21 protein-coding genes are annotated in these 17,072 nt (G+C 49.8%); 20 read left to right on the forward strand and 1 reads right to left on the reverse strand.

Annotated elements, in window-relative coordinates; translation table 11 throughout:
* From Xhom_RS18945 to Xhom_RS37330, 16 genes are all read left to right on the forward strand, one after another.
* Window positions 1–1,639: phage terminase large subunit family protein (locus Xhom_RS18945; protein WP_099139824.1), on the forward strand; the 1,639-nt coding region annotated here is incomplete at its 5' end.
* 9 nt (window positions 1,640–1,648) lie between these two features.
* Window positions 1,649–1,897 (forward strand): gpW family head-tail joining protein, encoded by a 249-nt coding sequence (gpW, locus tag Xhom_RS18950; RefSeq protein ID WP_069316224.1) that lies wholly within the window; start codon window positions 1,649–1,651, stop codon window positions 1,895–1,897.
* Window positions 1,897–3,552, forward strand: a complete 1,656-nt coding sequence (locus Xhom_RS18955; RefSeq protein WP_069316223.1) for a phage portal protein — start codon at window positions 1,897–1,899, stop codon at window positions 3,550–3,552. The genes gpW and Xhom_RS18955 overlap by 1 nt, the downstream gene beginning before the upstream one ends.
* Window positions 3,549–4,400, forward strand: coding sequence for a S49 family peptidase (locus Xhom_RS18960; protein ID WP_069316222.1), 852 nt, complete (start codon window positions 3,549–3,551; stop codon window positions 4,398–4,400). The genes Xhom_RS18955 and Xhom_RS18960 overlap by 4 nt, the downstream gene beginning before the upstream one ends.
* Before the next feature lies 1 nt (window position 4,401).
* Window positions 4,402–4,992 carry a hypothetical protein gene (locus Xhom_RS27685; RefSeq protein WP_069316221.1) on the forward strand — a complete coding sequence of 197 codons (591 nt, stop codon included), beginning with the start codon at window positions 4,402–4,404 and terminating at the stop codon, window positions 4,990–4,992.
* Complete coding sequence (locus Xhom_RS18975) at window positions 4,992–5,384, forward strand: head decoration protein (protein ID WP_069316220.1); 393 nt, start codon at window positions 4,992–4,994, stop codon at window positions 5,382–5,384. Before Xhom_RS27685 ends, Xhom_RS18975 begins: the two co-directional genes overlap by 1 nt.
* A gap of 72 nt (window positions 5,385–5,456) precedes the next feature.
* Window positions 5,457–6,503: a major capsid protein gene (locus Xhom_RS18980; protein ID WP_069316219.1), complete on the forward strand. Its 1,047-nt coding sequence runs from the start codon at window positions 5,457–5,459 to the stop codon at window positions 6,501–6,503.
* 1 nt (window position 6,504) lies between these two features.
* Window positions 6,505–6,894 (forward strand): hypothetical protein, encoded by a 390-nt coding sequence (locus Xhom_RS18985; protein ID WP_069316218.1) that lies wholly within the window; start codon window positions 6,505–6,507, stop codon window positions 6,892–6,894.
* Window positions 6,894–7,229, forward strand: a complete 336-nt coding sequence (locus Xhom_RS18990) for a head-tail joining protein (protein ID WP_069316217.1) — start codon at window positions 6,894–6,896, stop codon at window positions 7,227–7,229. Before Xhom_RS18985 ends, Xhom_RS18990 begins: the two co-directional genes overlap by 1 nt.
* Window positions 7,226–7,765 (forward strand): ATP-binding protein, encoded by a 540-nt coding sequence (locus Xhom_RS18995; RefSeq protein WP_069316216.1) that lies wholly within the window; start codon window positions 7,226–7,228, stop codon window positions 7,763–7,765. The genes Xhom_RS18990 and Xhom_RS18995 overlap by 4 nt, the downstream gene beginning before the upstream one ends.
* Window positions 7,766–7,769: 4 nt before the next feature.
* Entirely contained in the window at window positions 7,770–7,958 is a 189-nt protein-coding gene (locus Xhom_RS19000; protein ID WP_069315692.1) for a DUF2635 domain-containing protein, read from the forward strand.
* Window positions 7,958–9,448, forward strand: coding sequence for a phage tail sheath subtilisin-like domain-containing protein (locus Xhom_RS19005; RefSeq protein WP_069316215.1), 1,491 nt, complete (start codon window positions 7,958–7,960; stop codon window positions 9,446–9,448). The genes Xhom_RS19000 and Xhom_RS19005 overlap by 1 nt, the downstream gene beginning before the upstream one ends.
* Window positions 9,449–9,457: 9 nt before the next feature.
* Complete coding sequence (locus tag Xhom_RS19010; protein ID WP_069316214.1) at window positions 9,458–9,826, forward strand: phage tail tube protein; 369 nt, start codon at window positions 9,458–9,460, stop codon at window positions 9,824–9,826.
* A 9-nt stretch (window positions 9,827–9,835) separates the two neighbouring features.
* On the forward strand, window positions 9,836–10,132 hold the full coding sequence (locus tag Xhom_RS19015) for a phage tail assembly protein (RefSeq protein WP_069316213.1): 297 nt from the start codon (window positions 9,836–9,838) through the stop codon (window positions 10,130–10,132).
* A 118-nt stretch (window positions 10,133–10,250) separates the two neighbouring features.
* Complete coding sequence (locus Xhom_RS19025) at window positions 10,251–12,185, forward strand: hypothetical protein (RefSeq protein WP_069316212.1); 1,935 nt, start codon at window positions 10,251–10,253, stop codon at window positions 12,183–12,185.
* 73 nt (window positions 12,186–12,258) lie between these two features.
* Window positions 12,259–13,365 carry a lysozyme inhibitor LprI family protein gene (locus Xhom_RS37330; RefSeq protein ID WP_069316211.1) on the forward strand — a complete coding sequence of 369 codons (1,107 nt, stop codon included), beginning with the start codon at window positions 12,259–12,261 and terminating at the stop codon, window positions 13,363–13,365.
* 20 nt (window positions 13,366–13,385) lie between these two features.
* On the opposite strand, the gene Xhom_RS19035 is transcribed toward Xhom_RS37330, so the two are convergent.
* Window positions 13,386–13,691, reverse strand: coding sequence for an Arc family DNA-binding protein (locus tag Xhom_RS19035; protein WP_069316210.1), 306 nt, complete (start codon window positions 13,689–13,691; stop codon window positions 13,386–13,388).
* A gap of 59 nt (window positions 13,692–13,750) precedes the next feature.
* On the opposite strand from Xhom_RS19035, the gene Xhom_RS46455 reads away from it, so the two are divergent.
* The 4 genes from Xhom_RS46455 to Xhom_RS19055 form a co-directional block, all read left to right on the forward strand.
* A complete protein-coding gene (locus Xhom_RS46455; RefSeq protein WP_069316209.1) occupies window positions 13,751–13,933 on the forward strand; it encodes an Arc family DNA-binding protein in 183 nt (60 codons plus the stop codon).
* A 29-nt stretch (window positions 13,934–13,962) separates the two neighbouring features.
* Entirely contained in the window at window positions 13,963–14,781 is an 819-nt protein-coding gene (locus Xhom_RS37335) for a BRO-N domain-containing protein (RefSeq protein WP_084023079.1), read from the forward strand.
* Window positions 14,782–14,847: 66 nt separating this feature from the next.
* The gene (locus Xhom_RS19050) at window positions 14,848–16,257 is read left to right on the forward strand and encodes a DNA circularization protein (protein ID WP_069316208.1); all 1,410 of its coding nucleotides are present in this window, start codon (window positions 14,848–14,850) and stop codon (window positions 16,255–16,257) included.
* Window positions 16,254–17,072 (forward strand): phage baseplate assembly protein (locus Xhom_RS19055; RefSeq protein WP_099139825.1); only part of this gene is annotated, 819 nt, incomplete at its 3' end. The genes Xhom_RS19050 and Xhom_RS19055, both read left to right, overlap by 4 nt.

Below are 17,072 nucleotides of genomic sequence, written 5' to 3' on the forward strand. Positions count from 1 at the left end.
GGATGCCGAGGACTACAGCAAGACCGAAATCGCGCCGATGCTGCGGGATACGCCGGTGCTGAAAGAAATTGCGGGGGAGGCGAAAGCCAAAGACAGTGGGCAGACCATTCTTAAGAAGCAGTTTTCCAATGGGGCTAATTTAACCCTGGTGGGAGCTAACTCGCCGGGTGGGTTTCGTCGTATCACCTGTCGCATCATCTTATTCGATGAAGTGGACGGGTATCCCTCTGGCGGTGCCGGGGCGGAAGGTGACCAAATCGCACTGGGGATTAAACGCTCCGAAACGTTCTGGAACCGAAAAATTGTCTTGGGTTCTACGCCGACCGTAAAAGAGACCAGCCGGATAGAAAAAGCCTTCAAGGACAGTGATCAACGCTACTACCACGTCCCCTGCCCATATTGTGGCGAGTTTCAGGTTCTGGAATGGGGTGGTCCTGATACCCCTTACGGCTTGAAATGGGATAAAGACAGCAATGACAAGGGATTACCGGATACCGCGTATTACGTTTGCCGTCATAACGGCTGCGTTATTCATGACAGTGACAAACCCCTCATGATCAAAGGCGGGGAGTGGCGGGCTGAAAAACCGTTTACCGGTCATGCGGGCTTTCATATCTGGGCGGGTTACAGCCTGTTCCCGAATGCGGCATGGAAATATCTGGTCGCCGAATGGTTGCGGGTGAAAGACGATCCGTTAATGCGCCAGACGTTTATTAACCTTGTTTTGGGTGAACCTTATGAAGACCGGGGTGAAAAAGCCCTCAGTGAGCGTAAGTTACTGGAGCGTTGCGAGGTGTGGGCGGCAGAAGTACCGGACGGTGTGACTGTCATGACGGCAGGTATCGATACCCAAGGGGATCGCTTTGAAATCGAAGTGGTGGGATGGGGACGCAGCGAAGAGAGCTGGTCCATTGCCTACGATGTGATTGAAGGTGATCTGGAGACGGACGAACCGTGGGCGCGACTGGATGCTTACCTGAAACAAATCTGGCGCCGTGCTGATGGTCGGGGTTTTGCGATTATCGCGGCCTGTATGGACTCTGGCGGAAACCATACACAGAAGGTGTATGATTTTGCGCGTGAACGGTTGGGTCGTCGGATTTGGGCCATCAAAGGGGAATCTGCTCGCGGTGGTAAACGCTCTCCTGTATGGCCCACCAAGCGCATTACTTCACGGTCTAAATCCAGTTTTAAACCGATTATCATTGGCGTGAATGCAGCCAAAGATACTGTTCGTGGCCGGTTACACATTGAACCGACAGAAGATGGCACACCGTCACCGTCCTATATGCACTTTCCGGCTGATCGTGATTTGCATTATTTCAGCCAGTTATTGGCCGAGCGGTCGGTAACTAAAGAGTCAGGTGGTCAGCGATATCGCGTGTGGGAGCAAATTCCCGGTCGTGCCAACGAAGCGCTGGATTGCCGTGTCTACAGCTACGCCGCGTTATGCGGCCTGATGTACATGGGACTGAAACTGAATGCGCTGGCAGACAATATCGCCGGTAATCCTGATCGGTTAATCACCCCCCCGGCACAACTGGAAATAAAAACCAATCTGCGTTTCCCCGGGGTCATTATTCCTCAGTCAACGGAGGAAAAGCCCAAACGGAAACGCATGGCACAGCTTCTGCCCTAAGGAGAACCCATGCGAAGAACCACGCTGCTGACCGGTATGAGTCGTGAACAGCTTCAAGCTGCACTCAATGCCGCTCAACTAGCCTATATTGAACTGTCAACCGGCGCGAAAGGCGTCTCATTTTCGTATACGCAGGGTGACGGGACGCGCTCAGTGTCATATCAACAAACCAGCTTAGGTGATTTGTTAGCACTAATTCAGGCAATCCAAACCGAACTGGGGATCACAGCAAGACGACCCATCAGGGTGAGGTACTAATGAGCGTGAAAATCTTAGGGCCTAATGGTGAGCCGTTACCGCCCTCAAATGCCAAATTGAAATTTAATGCCTTATCGGGAAGTGGGCGTATTCCCTACGATGCCGCTGACTCATTCAGTGACCAGATGGCCAACTGGCAGCCTGCGCTGGGGTCACCGGATAATGAGATTAATGTTTACCGTGACCGCATCGTATCACGTATGCGTGATCTGGTGCGTAATGATGGCTGGGCTGCCGGGTCAATTACGCGTGTGCTGGATAATGCTGTAGGTGCCTGTTACCGTCCGGTATTTAAACCGGATTACCGCATGCTGCGGCAACTGACCGGCAATACGTCTTTTGATGCTGTCTGGGCGGCAGAGTACAGTCGTTTCATTACCGCACACTGGCGATCCTGGTCAAATGACAAAGGTCGGTACTGTGATGTGGAACGCAAACAAACCGTATCTCAAATGCTGCGCCTCGGATTCAGGCACAAGTTACTCGATGGGGATGCACTGGCTGTCCTGCAATACAGAACGGACAGACTGGGACCCGGTAAAGCCCGTTATGCGACAACGATTCAGATTATTGATCCCGATCGCCTGAGTAACCCGCAGGAACTGATGGACATGCCTCATGTACGCGGCGGGGTAGAAATTGACGCTGACGGCGCGCCGATCGCTTATCACATCCGGGAGGCTCATATGGGTGACTGGTGGTCGGGTAGGAAAACCATGACATGGAACCGGATACCACGGGAAACCTCATGGGGTCGCCCGGTGGTTGTGCATGATTTTGATATGGAGCGCGGTGCGCAACACCGCGGGATGGGTATTCTGGCCCCTATCGTTCAGCGCCTGAAAATGCTGATTAAATATGATGAATCAGAATTAGAAGCCGCGATTCTCAATGCAATTTTCGGGGCTTATATCGAATCCCCTTATGATGCGCAAATGGTCGCCTCCGCCCTCGGTGACAGCAGCAATTTAGGTGGCGACGAATTGAGCGCGTATCAGACTCAACGGGGTGAATACTATGAAGATAAGCGCCTGAATCTTCAGAACGGTGCACGCATTCCGCATCTGTTCCCGAATGAAAAAATTGTCACCCTGTCAGCCGCGCGTCCGACCAGTAACTTTGACGGCTTTGAAAGCGCGGTACTGCGTAATATTGCCGCGGCAACCGGACTCTCCACCCAGCAGGTCACGCAGGATTGGTCAGATGTTAACTATTCATCCGCCCGCGCTGCTATGTTGGAGGCGTGGAAAACGCTGACCCGCCGCCGTGATGATTATGCCAACGGTTTTGCTCAGCCCATCGCTGTGGCTTTTGCCGAGGAAATCCATGACGTTGAGAATGTTCCCCTGCCAGCCGGTGCGCCTGACTTTACAGAAGCCTCCGCCTCTTATTGCCGTGCACGGTGGATGGGACCCGGTCGCGGGTGGGTCGATCCGGTTGCAGAGAAAAAAGGGGCCATTCTCAGTATGGAGGCAGGTTTATCGACGCTGGAAATGGAGGTCGCTGAAAACATGGGTGAAGACTGGGAAGAACTGGTCGACCAACGCAACTATGAAATTCAGCGATTTAAAGAACTGGGTATCGCTGTGCCGAGCTGGGCGCAGGCAGAAGAATTTGCGCCCGATAACCCGACAGACAAACAGGAGGCTAAGTGAATTTACCCCATTTAGCCCAAAAGCTATTTAACACACCACTGGCCATACACCCGCGCAAAGCCGAAGTGGTCATGAGTGCGGTGATGGAACGATTTGGTATCACTAAAATTCAGGCCGGGAGGGACTGGGATGATGACGATGACTCATTTTCCCGTCGCAAACGTGATACCGGTTACGACGTACTGGAGGGGATAGCGGTGATTCCGGTGCAGGGAACTCTGGTTCAAAAGCTGGGTTCTCTGCGGCCGTACAGTGGTATGACGGGTTATGACGGTATCAGGCAGGCATTTTTAACTGCATTACATGACCCTGATGCGTCAGGCATCTGCCTCGATATTGATTCACCGGGTGGCGAGGTTGCCGGTTGTTTTGACCTGGTTGACCTGATTTACCAGTCACGAGGCCAAAAACCTATCCATGCCATTCTGAACGAGAACGCCTACTCAGCTGCTTACGCGATTGCCAGTGCTGCGGACAAAATCACCGTGCCCCGTACCGGTGGTGTGGGTTCTGTCGGTGTGATTGTGATCCATTGTGACTGGTCGCAGAAAATTAAAGAAGACGGCCTAAAAGTCACCATCATCACTTACGGGGATCGCAAGGCAGAAGGTAATCCGCACGTACCACTCGATGAGAAAGCCCAACAAGCTATTCAGGCTGACGTCGATGCAATGGGGCAGTTATTTGTGACTACCGTTGCACGTAACCGTGGAATGACAGAAAAAACCATTCGTGACACACAGGCTGCCTGCTATCTGGCCGCTGAGGGTGTCCAGTTGGGTTTGGCTGATGTTGTAGCCACACCTGATATCGCATTTCAAACACTAATGAAAGAGGCTGGAGTTTAATATGGTTATGACAACATTTGCTCATCTGATCCCGTCGTTTGGCATGAAAGCAAAAATGTCAGAAGAAGAGGATGAAAAAGCACGCAAGGCAAAAAGCCGTCGTGCCGAAGAAGACGAGCACGAAGAAGGTGCCGAAGACGATGAAGAGCAAGACGAAGAAAAGGAAGGCAAAAAAGGGAAAAAAGCCAAGAAAGCGAAGTCAGAAGACGATGAGGATGACGACCCTGATGCTGAAGACGACGATGAGGATGACGACCCTGATGCGGAAGACGACGAGGATGTCAAAAAAGGCCGTCGTGCCGAGCGTAAACGTTGTGCCAGAATCTTCGGCAGCCAATATGCGGCGGGTCGCCCGGATATGGCGGCACATTTGGCTCTCAATACCAGCATGTCAGCCAGCGAAGCCATTAGCACACTGAAAGCGATGGGGACGGTGCAGTCGCAACCATACCGTGCATCACTGGATAGCCGGATGCAAGCTGAGCCGCCAGTGCGTGTCGGACCGGATGCCAGCCAACCGGCAACAGGATCACCCGAAGCGCTGGTCAGCAAAATGACCGGTTTGTATAACGCCAACAAAGGAGCGAAATAATGGAAAACTTCTCTCAGAATCCCTTTCAGCCGGGCATGACACAGGCTGTTTTTGTGCCTGACCAGTTAATTTCCGGCCCGTTGCAAATTGTCACCGACAGCGTAACGATTGCCAAAGCGGGTGTATTGAAGCGCGGTACGGTACTGGGTGTTATTACTGCCACCGGTGAATACGCGGTCAGTAAAAAAGGAGCCGGAGACGGCAGTCAGATCCCCAGTGCGATTCTGGTGGACAATGTTGACACCACCGCTGACAGTGTGACGGGTGGCGTTTATCTGATGGGGGAGTTTAACCACCATCGGGTGATTTTCGATGAAAGCTGGGCGCTCCCTGAATTAAAAACCCAATTGCGTACCTTTTCCATTTTCCTGCGCGACAGCGAACAAGCCTAAATCCCATTTCTGATTGACGTCGCTATGCTGGCTCCGGCAGGCGTTGTGACGTCTTTTTTATAAGAGAAACGCATGAATATTTATGATACTAACGTGTTAGTGCAGGTCGTACCGAACCTGCTGACCAGTCAGAACTGGCTGCTGGATAAGTTTTTCCCCAACATCGTGGAATCGGACACTGAAGAGGTCTCCGTTGATGTGGATGTCGGTCTGCGCCGCATGGCTCCGTTTGTTTCCCCGTTAGTGGAAGGTAAACTGGTGGAATCCCGCAAAATTCAGACCAACACATTCAGACCAGCCTACATCAAAGACAAGCGCGCCCCGGATTTACGCAAACCCATTCGCCGCCAGATTGGGGAACGCATTGGCGGTCAGTACACCGCTGCGGAGCGTGAGATGTTAAATATCCAATTTGAGCTGGCTGACCAAATCGATATGATTAACCGCCGATTAGAGTGGATGGCGGCCAGTGCGCTGGCGAGCGGCACCATTACGGTTGCAGGTGTAGGTTACGAAACGAAAGTCGTCAATTTCGGGCGTTCTGCTGACCTGACTGTCACCTTAAGCGGCAGTGATAAATGGCCGACCAGGGTCGATGCAGGTAAAACCAATAACCAGCCAACACAGGATATTGAAGCGTGGTCACAGCGCATTCTGAAAAATTCTGGTGCCGTGCCGACCGATCTGGTGTTTACCACCCGGTCATGGAACGCATTCCGTCTGGATACCACGGTTACCGACAGTGCCATTAAGTTCCCGGCATTAAACCCGTACGGTAACCAGATTAATCCCGGCACGCAGGTGCAGAAAGGCGCAGTCTATAAGGGACGCTGGGGACAATTTGATTTGTGGGTGTACAACGATTGGTTTATCGACCCGGTGGATGGCAAAGAAAAACCGATGTTGCCAGAGGGGACGGTCATTATGTCCGGTGCTGACCTGATGGGAACGCGCGCCTTTGGTGCCATCCTTGACCCCGCATTTAACTATGGTCCGATGGCCTATGCGCCGAAATCGTGGTTACAGCAAGATCCCGCGCAGCGTTTCCTGATGATGCAATCTGCGCCGCTGGTTATCCCCAGCCGGGTGAATGCGGCCTTGTGCGCAAGGGTGGTGTGAGATGGCGAAAAAACAGGAAACAGTCACTGATGATTTGGGCGGATTACCGCCCGAATTGCAGGTGAATGTGACAGAGAACCTGCAAGAACCTCAGTTAGAGCCGGCTCTGACAAAATCCCCGGATACACTCTCGGAAGAGCCAGAGGATGATGATGAAGATGAACGCGTTTCTGATGAAGAGGCGCCGGAATGGGTCGTGCTGAAGGGAAACATCGTCCAGCATGATGGTGTGGCATACCCTGAAAACTCCGTCATTTATTTGTCTGGCGAGGACGCGGAACGCCTGATTCAACTGGGTGTTGTGATGCGGCTGGATGCGCTGAAATCGCAGTTATTGTCCGGCAATTCCGTCACCGTTCAGGACGGCGTTAAAATCCAACAGGAGGCCTGATGCCGATTGACTGGGATAAACACCTGCTGGCACCGTTGCATCAACAATTTGCTGAACGGGTGAACTGGCGACCGCATGGCGGCAAACCGTACGATATTATGGGCGTGTTTGACCGCGCTTATACCCAGCAAGTGGAATCGCTGGACGGCGACAGCAGCATTAACACCACAAAACCGTTGCTGGGTGTGCGTGATGCCGTATTCAAATCCCCACCACAGCAACAAGACCGGGTGTTTGTGTACAGTGTCAATGCTGAATTTGTCGTGAGTGATGTTCAGCCGGACAGCCACGGCGGGACGCATTTGTTACTCAACAGGATTAAACCCAAAAAATGAACGCAGCCACAGTCCGTAATCTGGTTGTTCAGGCGCTTATGGGGAAAACAGACGCGAAATCCCGCGTCTATTCCCCGCGCGACTGGTCAACCCGCGGGGATGATTACCCCTGTATTCTGGTGCAGACTCCGTTTGATCATAAAAAATCATTGGGCCGTAACGTTCCTCAGTTTAATACCACAACGACAGTCAGGGTCACCGGCAGGATAGAGGAATTCGACGGTGATGCTGATGATGGGGCAGAACAGGCGGAACTGGCATTAGAGGCGCTGCGGGAACAAATCGAGCGGGCGGTCATCAACAGTTATGAACTGACGAAAGTCATACAGCAATATGCTGAAATTCGCTCGCAAATTGATATTGATGCCAGCGGCGAGGGGCATTTCGCCCAGCTCCTGATGGATATCGACATTGAATACTATCAGGGACCGGAAGATTTTTACCCGATTGAAACGCATCAACTGGATAGCATTGACGTGACCGTCGCGATGCCAGAACACACCCCTGAACCCCATATTCGAATTAATCTGGAGTAATCCTATGTTTGTAAAACCTGTTGCCGGGCGGTTGGTGCGCTGTCCGGTTAAGGGCGAGCCTTTGCCCGAATCCGGTGCCGAGGTGCCGGATACCCTATTTTGGCATCGCCGGTTAAAAGATGGCGATGTGTGTTTATCGCAACCCGTGACGGAAAATAAACTCGTCAAAAAGGCCGCTCAGGAGGCTGAATAATGGCAATTCCTTTTTCCCGCATTCCCAATAACCTCAGAACGCCGCTGTTTTTCGTTGAGCTCGATAACTCCATGGCAAACAGCGCCATAGCCACCCAGCGTTCGCTCATTCTCGGGCAAATGCTGGACAGTGCCGTCGCCACGCCCGATATCCCGATCCGTATTTCCTCAGCAGAACAGGCTGCGTCCCAGTTTGGACACGGCTCATTGCTGCACGGGATGACCGCCGCGTATCTGGCGAATGATCAGGCGGCTGAATTGTGGGTGTTACCCCTGAAAGACAGCGAGAATATGCTGGCGGCGAAAGGCCGCGTTAAAGTTTCGTCACTGCCGACCCATACGGGTGTTATTTCGTTGTATATCGCCGGTCAGCGCGTGCAGGTTACGGTCATGGCGACGGATAAAGCGGCTCAGATTGCAGCGGCATTAGTCACCGCCATTAACCGTAAAACTGCGCTGCCGGTGACCGCAACCGCGACGGATGACACGGTGACAGTCACCGCCAGAAATAAAGGCGATCACGGCAACGGTATCAACGTTTGCCTCAATTACCGTGGGCAGGCAGGCGGTGAGGTCACTCCGGCAGGACTGGCTCTCACTATCACCCCCATGACAGGGGGCGCGGGTGCACCGGAACTGAAAAATGGCCTGTCTAACCTGAGCGACCGGTCATTTGATTTTATCGTCAATCCCTACACCGATACCACATCACTGGATGAGATGAAATCCTTTCTGTCAGATACAGGGGGTCGCTGGTCATGGGAGCAACAATTGTACGGCCATGCGATCAGTGTCGTCAGCGGCACCTACGGTGAACTGGCGGATGCCGGCGCGCGCCGCAACAATCAGCATGAAACCGTGCTGGGTGTGACGAAATCCCCGACCCCTAATTACATCTGGTCAGCGGCCGTCACCGGTGCAGTCGCGCCGTCACTCAGAAATGACCCCGGCAGGCCGTTGCAGACCTTGCCCGTGGCGGGCGTTCTGGCCCCGGCAGCAGAAGACCAGCTCGGCCTGATTGAACGCAATAATCTACTGCACAGCGGCATTTCAACCGTGACGGTGGCCGATGACGGCACAGTGCAGATTGAAAATGTCATTAGTACGTACCAGAAAAACCCGTATGGCGATAATGACGACAGTTATCTGCAGATAGAAACGTTGTTTTTACTGGCGTTTGTCTCTCGTTACATTCGCACGCAGATCACCTCTAAATTTCGTCGTATGAAACTGGCGGCAGACGGCACACGATTTGCGGCAGGCTCGGCCATTGTGACGCCGAATGTGGTGCGTGCCGAACTCATCGCCCAGTACCGGACACTGGAGCGTAACGGTTACGTGCAGGATTCAAAGGCATTTGCGAGTGGGTTGAAAGTGGAAATCAACGCTCACAACCCAAACCGACTGGATGTTCTTTGGACGGGCACATTAATTAATCAGTTGCGCGTGTTCGCCCTGCTCAACCAGTTCCGTCTGCAACCGACAGCATAAGAGAAAATTATGGGAAATACATCAAACCGGCTGGCGGGGACCGCCTACGTCTCGGTGAATGGGATCTCCATCATGGTAGTGGGTGATTTTACCTACAGCCCCTCAGCAGTCACCCGTGAAACCCTGACCGGCATGGACAGTGTGCACGGGTATAAAGAAAAGCCCAGCGCCTCCTTTATTTCCTGTCGGGTACGTGACAGCGGCGGTACCACGGTCGCCGATTTTAACAGCCAGACCAACGTGACCATCGTCGCGGAACTCGCCAACGGCAAGACTATCATCGGTGAAGGCATGTGGACCGTGAACTCGCAGGAAGTCAAAAGCGAAGATGCGGAGTTCGAAGTTCGTTGGGAAGGTATTTCAGTTACTGAAAACTAAGGAATTAACGTGGAAAAGACTAAAGTTGTTCAATTAAGCAAACCCATTGAGAGTAATGACGGCAAAGAGGTTTATACCGAAATTCATTTGCATGAGCCTGCGCTGATAGAAGTTGAGCAGTTTTACGATGCACAAGCGAAGAGTCCTAACAGTTCTTTGCCTGCTATGCGATTGCTGATTGCGCTGGTATCAAACATACCCGAGTCGGTCTTAAAGAAGATGGCGATTACTGACTTTAACGTTTGCCGGGAGTATCTTTTAGTTTTTTTGTCGGGAAATCCGGACTTCAGCAGTGGCAGCGACTAGCGGCAGACGTCACCTATTTTTACCGCTGGGGGCCACAAGATGCGTGGCTCCTGAGTCGTTCAAGGTTGAAATGGTGGGCTGAACAGGCAGAACGAATCATGAAGGTGGGGGGGGAATAATGGCTAATGTGTTTGATTTTCAGCTAAATGCGGATGAAAACGTCACCAAAACGATTGCTGAGATGGAGATGCAGTTAAAAAGCCTGCGCCCATCATTGGCAGGCGTTCGTGAGGAATTGCGATTTGGCGGCAGCGAAACGCTGGATAATGTCGGTGCCGTCAGCAATAAACTGCGCGATATGTCGCAGTTTGCCAAAGACAACGTTCAACATATCGGCGCTATTATTCCTCCGCTTAAAAATGTGGGTGAATTAACCGCAAAATATGGCGGTCTTGCCAAAAAATACGGGGGGATCGTCGGCGGGGTGGGCGCTATAGGATATGGCGCAACAAAACTGTATCAAAGCGTACGGGATGCCGGCAAAGAAGCGATCACCCGCAGTACACGGGCAAAAAACTCAGGGATGAGCGTGGCGGATTTTACCCGTATGTCCGGAGCGATGCAGCTCTCTACCGGGGCTGCAATGGACGAGGCTGATCAGTCTGTCGAATCACTCTATCCCGTTCTTCAGAATGCCCTCACGATCAGAAATAGCGCCACAAAAGCCGAACTGAATAAAATTGGCGTAGAAATAGCAAAAAATAAAAACGATAACGCAGATGTTTACCAGACAATGAAAAACCTCGCGGCGGAATGGAATAATATCGTACCTGAAACGCAAAATACGTTACGTGAGCATTTGGGATTGGATGCTAATACGTTGTCATTTCTGAGGGACGGAGGACGGAAAATAAATGGCAAATTTAAGATTGAAGAGTTATTAAGTAAATCAGATGCTTTTGGACTGACCAAGCAGGATAAAGACAATGAACAAATTGAGAAACTGGGTGAGCGCATAAACGAAGTCGAAGCCAGAGCCGCAGGAGCGTTGAGAGAATTTAGGGGTGACATGTTACTGACGGGCTTTGGTCAATGGGATAAAGCGAAAGAAGTCGCTAAAGATAAAAATTCAGTTCATGGTTTTTTTGCGGGAGCAGCGGCATTTGCTAATCCATTTGGATTTAATCATGGTGGCGACCAGTTAGCATTGCTGAAAAAAGCAAAAAAAGATGATGAATTCAGAAGGACACTGAGCTTTAAAGAAAAGACGGATTTGCTGCTTGAATATGCGTCAGAAGACTTAATCAAAAAATTAAACGCTTATTATTTTCCGAATGAAAAACCCAGCCATGTGGGTGAGAAAGTGCCTGATATGTCTGTAGTAAAAACGCCTGACTACCCGAATCCCAATCAGCGTAAAAAAAACGGCAAAACCACTCGCGGTGAACGGAATAAAAATCCCGGCAACCTCAGAGCAGCTTCCAATGCCATTGGCAGGGATGGACCTGACCCGGAGAACAGTTTTGTTCAGTTCAGAACAATGGAGGATGGGTTGTCTGCCATGAGCCGACAATTGATGCTGTATGGTGACAGGGGAATTAATACGTTAAATCGTATTATTCACAAATATGCGCCGATAAAAGACAAAAATAACACGTTTGGTTATATTGATTTTGTGTCTAAACGAACAGGCATAAATCCGAATGAAAGGTTAAATATGCATGAGCCTGAGCTTATCGAAAGGCTCATGAAAGCGATGATATTCAAAGAAAGCGAGATGCAATTTAGCCCAGAAGAACTGCAAAGGGCGATTATGGCTTCTATTCATGATCCACGCTGGGCTGGATTACGCGCGAATCATCACTTGCAAAATCAGCGAATGTTATATGGCTCTAACGGGCAAGAGCAACCACTCCCATCACTCTACAGTCAAAACAGACAGACTGAATACGATGAAGAAACGATCAAAAAAATTGCGCTAGCGATTCAGGAAGCTATAGGCGATAAAACCATCACAGTTGATATTAATTTGGTCAATGACAATACGGGAGAGCGGCAAAGGTTCCAAACAAAAACCGCAGGAAAAATCACAACCTCTATGCAGTATCCTTGAAAATGGCTTATATTTCATTCAGAGAAGTGATTTGTTATATTCTGAATGAAATATAAAAACTGAGTGGATAACGATGAGCATATGGAATACATCTTTACTTACTATCGCGTTATTTTTGGTATCTGCTAGTGTGGGTGCTGCAAGTTTTGATTGCACTAAAGCTTTCAGTAAGACCGAGAAGCTAATTTGCAACACCTCGGTTTTATCTCAGGCTGACGATGCTCTGTATGTCGATTACCTCCAAGCAAAAATTGCCACTGGTAACAGTGATGATTTTAAAAAATTAGTTAAGCAAAACTGGAAGCTACGCGAAAAAAACTGCGATACAGAAAAATGTTTACTTGATTGGTATAAGAAATCTACTGAACTCTATAGGCTGATTTCCGCTAATCAACCCTCATCTAAAGGTGATGAGGGTAAGCTTCACTCATATGGAGAAAGTGAAGCGGAGAAACAAGCTGATGATAATCCTGACATTCCAGAAGTTGCAAGTAAAGTGCATTGTGATACTTACAGAGGGGGCAGATATGAAGGGTTTATTTTCCCTCCATCTCTCTCAGGGGGGCGTTACAGTGTTGATGGCGTTGTATGTTATGAGGGTAGGAATATAACTTCATGGGTCGCAGGGGAAGGCATGAAAGTTACAAGCGCCCTGATACCCAACTCTAAAGAATCGTTAGCCATCGTTACTATTGAAGAAAAGAACCCACGATCACTCAAACCCAAGAGCAGCGTCAGGATAATTTATGTAACTCAAAATGGCTTTCGTGGCAAAGAAGACATTATACGGCAAAGATACACCGAGGATCCCAAAACGACTCTTTTTAACATGAAAATCGTAGGCTATAACCGCGAGAAAGGTATTGTTTATTTCTCTGTTCCTGCTTGGGCTGTCAGTCATGCTATACATGCTTTCACAATTCCTTTTGATAATCAGTACATGAATATAAAGGAAAAATTCATTACAGACGGTGATTTAACATTTGTTAACATGTCTAACTTAGTAGGTAAGCCAGAAAATAATAAATACATCGGTAGCTTAGTTGTTGAACAAAGCGAAATAAGAGAAGGTGAAGGTCGTGTATATAACGAGTATCTAATATCGCCAACAGGTAAAAGGATCTGTGAATTGGATACTGATGTTGAAGATTGGAAACTATACCTGCCATGTAAAAAATAGCCCCATCATGGGGCTTATTTTTATCTTTTATTCCTTTCAAGCTTCACTGCGTTTTCTGCGGCTAGCTTTGCAATTTCCTCTAATATCTTTCGTTCAGTTATGGGATCTATTTTCGTTGGCTGACATTTCATTGATGATTGGATTTGATCGCCTGATTTATGCTTTCTGACTGCATCTAACAAAACAGCAACAATCTCAGCATTTACAGACCGCTTATTGTCTGATGCCATATTTTGCACGGCTTCTTTAAGGTCTTGCGGTAGACGAATGTTTATTTGTGGCTCACGGCTCATAAGTAAAATCCGGTGCAATAATAATGTTGACATGGTAGCCACCTGCTACTAATCTATCAATGGTAGCCAATGGATATCATTAGTGAGGAACTATGAACAAAACAGAAAGATTGCCACAGGTAAATATTAGGATGCCAAGTGAAGTAAGGGAAAACTTGAAATGCATTGCAGGTACACAAGATAGATCCATGAACTATGTAATCGTTAAGGCACTTGAAGAATACATAGCTAGAAACAGTGAAGCCCCAACTATTACGAGTAGTCAGGGCTTCTAATTTGTCAGAAACTTATCGAGGTAACCGACATGACTAGTATAGCAATTAGCAAAACGAATAACACGAATCAATTAACTTTCCGTAGTACAGTTTTTAATCCGGTATCTCATGCCAACAAGATTTGGTTTACCGCCGCTGAGTTAGCGAAAGCTCTTGAGTACAAAAAGTCAGATGCCGTTACCCAGATTTATGACCGCAATTCCGATGAGTTTACCTCAGCGATGACAACGACCCTCAATTTGAGTGTCGTTAGAAAAACAGGCACAGTCTCAATGATGATACGTGTCTTCTCACTCAGAGGCGCTCACTTAATCGCTATGTTCTCAAAGACAAGTGTTGCAAAAGAGTTCCGCAAATGGGTACTGGACATACTGGATCGTGAAGTTGAGAAAGAGCCAGTGGCTACAAAACCTAAAACTCGTCGCTCAACAGCCAGCCAGTTAACACCACTGCGTCAAACTGCCGAGCGTCTAATCACGACTGGTCTTGGTCGGATTTATCCCGATATCTGGAAACTGGTTCATGAGCATTTCGAAGTTAAACATATTACTCAGCTTGAACCATCACAAATAACGGAAGCCATAGAGTTTTTAAATGTGCTGGAGGGTGAATATCTTGGTAAAGAAGAATCGCCCGTTTTGCATGGTTATTCTGGGTTCAGTGGAAAGTTACTAATGCAACTGGAAAATGGCAAGGTCGTTTACTCCTCGGCACTGACGCCAAAGCATCATGTAGCGACCATAAATGACTTTATGGAAATAGCCCAACGAGCTGGATATCTATTGATACATAAGGAAGATATGCAGCCAATGATGAAGGCACTTGAAGGCTATAAATTCAGAGCATAAAACTAAGTTTAAATATTATCAGGCCGCTTAATTGCGGCTTTTTTGCGCCTAAAAAAGAGGTATCACATGGCCTTTATTAAAGATGCTATTTCTTCATTGCTGGGTGGTGGCAGTGATGCGTCATGGCAGTGGGCTGAACATCTTCACCCGGCCTCGTTCCGTGGCGTGCCCTTTGCGGTGGTGTCCGGTGAGAGTGTCTTTGGCCGTCGTCAGGCGGTGCATGAATACCCGTACCGTGATACCGCGTGGGTTGAGGATTTAGGCCGGGCCACCCGAAGGATCACGCTGCGGGGCTTTATTGTTCAGGACAGTCGGGTTTATCACGCGCCCGATGTGATCACCCAGCGTAAAAATCTGGTTGCCGCCTGTGAGACGGGTTCAACCGGTACCTTGATCCATCCGACACTGGGGGAATTGACGGTCAGTGTGACAGACAGTGGCCTTCGCATGAATGAAAGCGTCGAGTTCGGGCGGGTGTTTGAATTCACCCTGACGGTCATCGAATCCGGGTTACAGGTTTTTGCCGTCACAAACAGCACCCAATCCGCGACTGAGGTTAAAAATCATTGGTTGCGAACGTATACCACTATGTTGGCGAAATATGTTTCGGCAATCAGGGGGGAGATCCGTTCCGTCGTGCAGGGCATGAAAATCATTCAGGCGACGGCTAACCAGTGGATTGGCATGGTGACCCGTTCAGTGGATGAGGTGACGAATCTCAGCGATATGCTGAAAACCACGTTTGGCAGCGAGCGTTACGGGCGTTATCAGCGCGGGAAAATTGGCGGCACAGTGTCCGGTGCGACAGGTATTCGGTCACGCGACGCTCAACACCGTGATGATGCGGAGATCGTGAGGAAAAACACCGCCGCCGTCATCATGGGGCGCAAATCCATTGCTGAATCTATCGACAGGCTATCCCGTTCACTGACCGTTGAGGCGTTCAGTCAGGCCGCGCACGGTGTTGTTGATGCCATTATCAGTTCTGCCGGAAGTACGGATGAGAAAATGGCGATTTTTGAGAATTTAGCCACATTTCAGAACGCCCAATACCAACAAAATTCAGTCGATCGTCATGTGACCGAAATGACGGTGTTGTTACTGGTGGTACTGTCTGCCGGGGCAATGGCCCGGACTGCCAGTGAATTCACGCCTGCAAACACGCAGGAGGCTAATGACCTGCAACGACGCGTGTGTCATGCGCTGGATGCGGCGTCAGTGATGTCCGGGGATTTGGGGATGGATGATATCTACCAGACTCTGATGTCACTGCGCTATGCGTTCATCACCAGTGCAGCACTGAACGGCGCTGAATCCGGCCGACTGGCTCAGTTCAGTTTGCCCGCCGTTCTGCCGTCGCTGAATGTGGCCAACCGGATTTATCAGGATGCAGGCCGCAGTGATGAACTGATTCAGGCGACCAATCCCCGTCATCCAGCCTTTCTGCCCGTCAGATTTAAGGCGTTGCGCAAATGAAAAAAACGGCGAATGAGCTGTCATTGGTTATCGGTGGCAGGGTGATTCACGGTTGGGACAGTATCCGTGTGACTCGCGGTATTGAACGATTACCCGCTGATTTTGAACTGATGTTGATGGACTATTATCCCGGCAGTCATGAAAAACAGCTGGTCGAGGCCGGGCAACCCTGCCAGGTGTTGCTGGGCGATGACCCGGTTATCACCGGCTATATCGATATCTGGAATTCATCCATCAACAAAAGCACCCACCAGATAAGAGTCACCGGGCGCAGCAAGTGTCAGGATTTAGTGGACTGTTCCGCGAAATGGCCGCAAAACGTCATTTCGTCGGCAACGGCATTGCAGATTGCCCAGAAACTGGCGCAGTGGTACGACATCACGGTGACCTCCGATGTGACCGATATGCCTCCTGTACCGCAGTTTACCCTGAACTGGGGGGAATCCTCCCAGGAGGTGATTGACCGCATCACCCGCTGGTCGGCGCTACTGTATTACGACACCCCTGACGGCAATTTATTTCTGACCCGAGTGGGTGAAAAAGTAGCGCCCAGTGGCGTCGAGCAGGGGAAAAACATTGAACTCGCGGACTACCAGTCCGCTATGAATGAACGGTTTTCGGAGTACAGCGGCCTGTCCATGAATGTCAGTGGCCTGAGTGAACTGTCGGACGGGCAGGGCTATAACGTGGTCACCATTGCCACCGCAAAAGACCCCGAAGCGGAAAAGATGCGCTATCGCAATTATGTCACCATTATCGAAAGCACACTGCATACATGGGGAAAGCAGCAGGATTCGATTAATTGGGAAATGAAC

The sequence above is a fragment of the Xenorhabdus hominickii genome (assembly GCF_002632725.1).
Lineage (GTDB): Bacteria > Pseudomonadota > Gammaproteobacteria > Enterobacterales > Enterobacteriaceae > Xenorhabdus > Xenorhabdus hominickii.

Excerpts from the sequence above, each read along its gene's own strand:
- gpW (WP_069316224.1), top strand. The coding sequence starts at position 1,649 with ATGCGAAGAACCACGCTGCTGACCGGTATGAGTCGTGAACAGCTTCAA.
- Xhom_RS18955 (WP_069316223.1), top strand. The coding sequence starts at position 1,897 with ATGAGCGTGAAAATCTTAGGGCCTAATGGTGAGCCGTTACCGCCCTCA.
- Xhom_RS27685 (WP_069316221.1), top strand. The coding sequence starts at position 4,402 with ATGGTTATGACAACATTTGCTCATCTGATCCCGTCGTTTGGCATGAAA.
- Xhom_RS18975 (WP_069316220.1), top strand. The coding sequence starts at position 4,992 with ATGGAAAACTTCTCTCAGAATCCCTTTCAGCCGGGCATGACACAGGCT.
- Xhom_RS18980 (WP_069316219.1), top strand. The coding sequence starts at position 5,457 with ATGAATATTTATGATACTAACGTGTTAGTGCAGGTCGTACCGAACCTG.
- Xhom_RS18985 (WP_069316218.1), top strand. The coding sequence starts at position 6,505 with ATGGCGAAAAAACAGGAAACAGTCACTGATGATTTGGGCGGATTACCG.
- Xhom_RS18990 (WP_069316217.1), top strand. The coding sequence starts at position 6,894 with ATGCCGATTGACTGGGATAAACACCTGCTGGCACCGTTGCATCAACAA.
- Xhom_RS18995 (WP_069316216.1), top strand. The coding sequence starts at position 7,226 with ATGAACGCAGCCACAGTCCGTAATCTGGTTGTTCAGGCGCTTATGGGG.
- Xhom_RS19000 (WP_069315692.1), top strand. The coding sequence starts at position 7,770 with ATGTTTGTAAAACCTGTTGCCGGGCGGTTGGTGCGCTGTCCGGTTAAG.
- Xhom_RS19005 (WP_069316215.1), top strand. The coding sequence starts at position 7,958 with ATGGCAATTCCTTTTTCCCGCATTCCCAATAACCTCAGAACGCCGCTG.
- Xhom_RS19010 (WP_069316214.1), top strand. The coding sequence starts at position 9,458 with ATGGGAAATACATCAAACCGGCTGGCGGGGACCGCCTACGTCTCGGTG.
- Xhom_RS19025 (WP_069316212.1), top strand. The coding sequence starts at position 10,251 with ATGGCTAATGTGTTTGATTTTCAGCTAAATGCGGATGAAAACGTCACC.
- Xhom_RS37330 (WP_069316211.1), top strand. The coding sequence starts at position 12,259 with ATGAGCATATGGAATACATCTTTACTTACTATCGCGTTATTTTTGGTA.
- Xhom_RS19035 (WP_069316210.1), bottom strand. The coding sequence starts at position 13,691 with ATGTCAACATTATTATTGCACCGGATTTTACTTATGAGCCGTGAGCCA.
- Xhom_RS46455 (WP_069316209.1), top strand. The coding sequence starts at position 13,751 with ATGAACAAAACAGAAAGATTGCCACAGGTAAATATTAGGATGCCAAGT.
- Xhom_RS37335 (WP_084023079.1), top strand. The coding sequence starts at position 13,963 with ATGACTAGTATAGCAATTAGCAAAACGAATAACACGAATCAATTAACT.
- Xhom_RS19050 (WP_069316208.1), top strand. The coding sequence starts at position 14,848 with ATGGCCTTTATTAAAGATGCTATTTCTTCATTGCTGGGTGGTGGCAGT.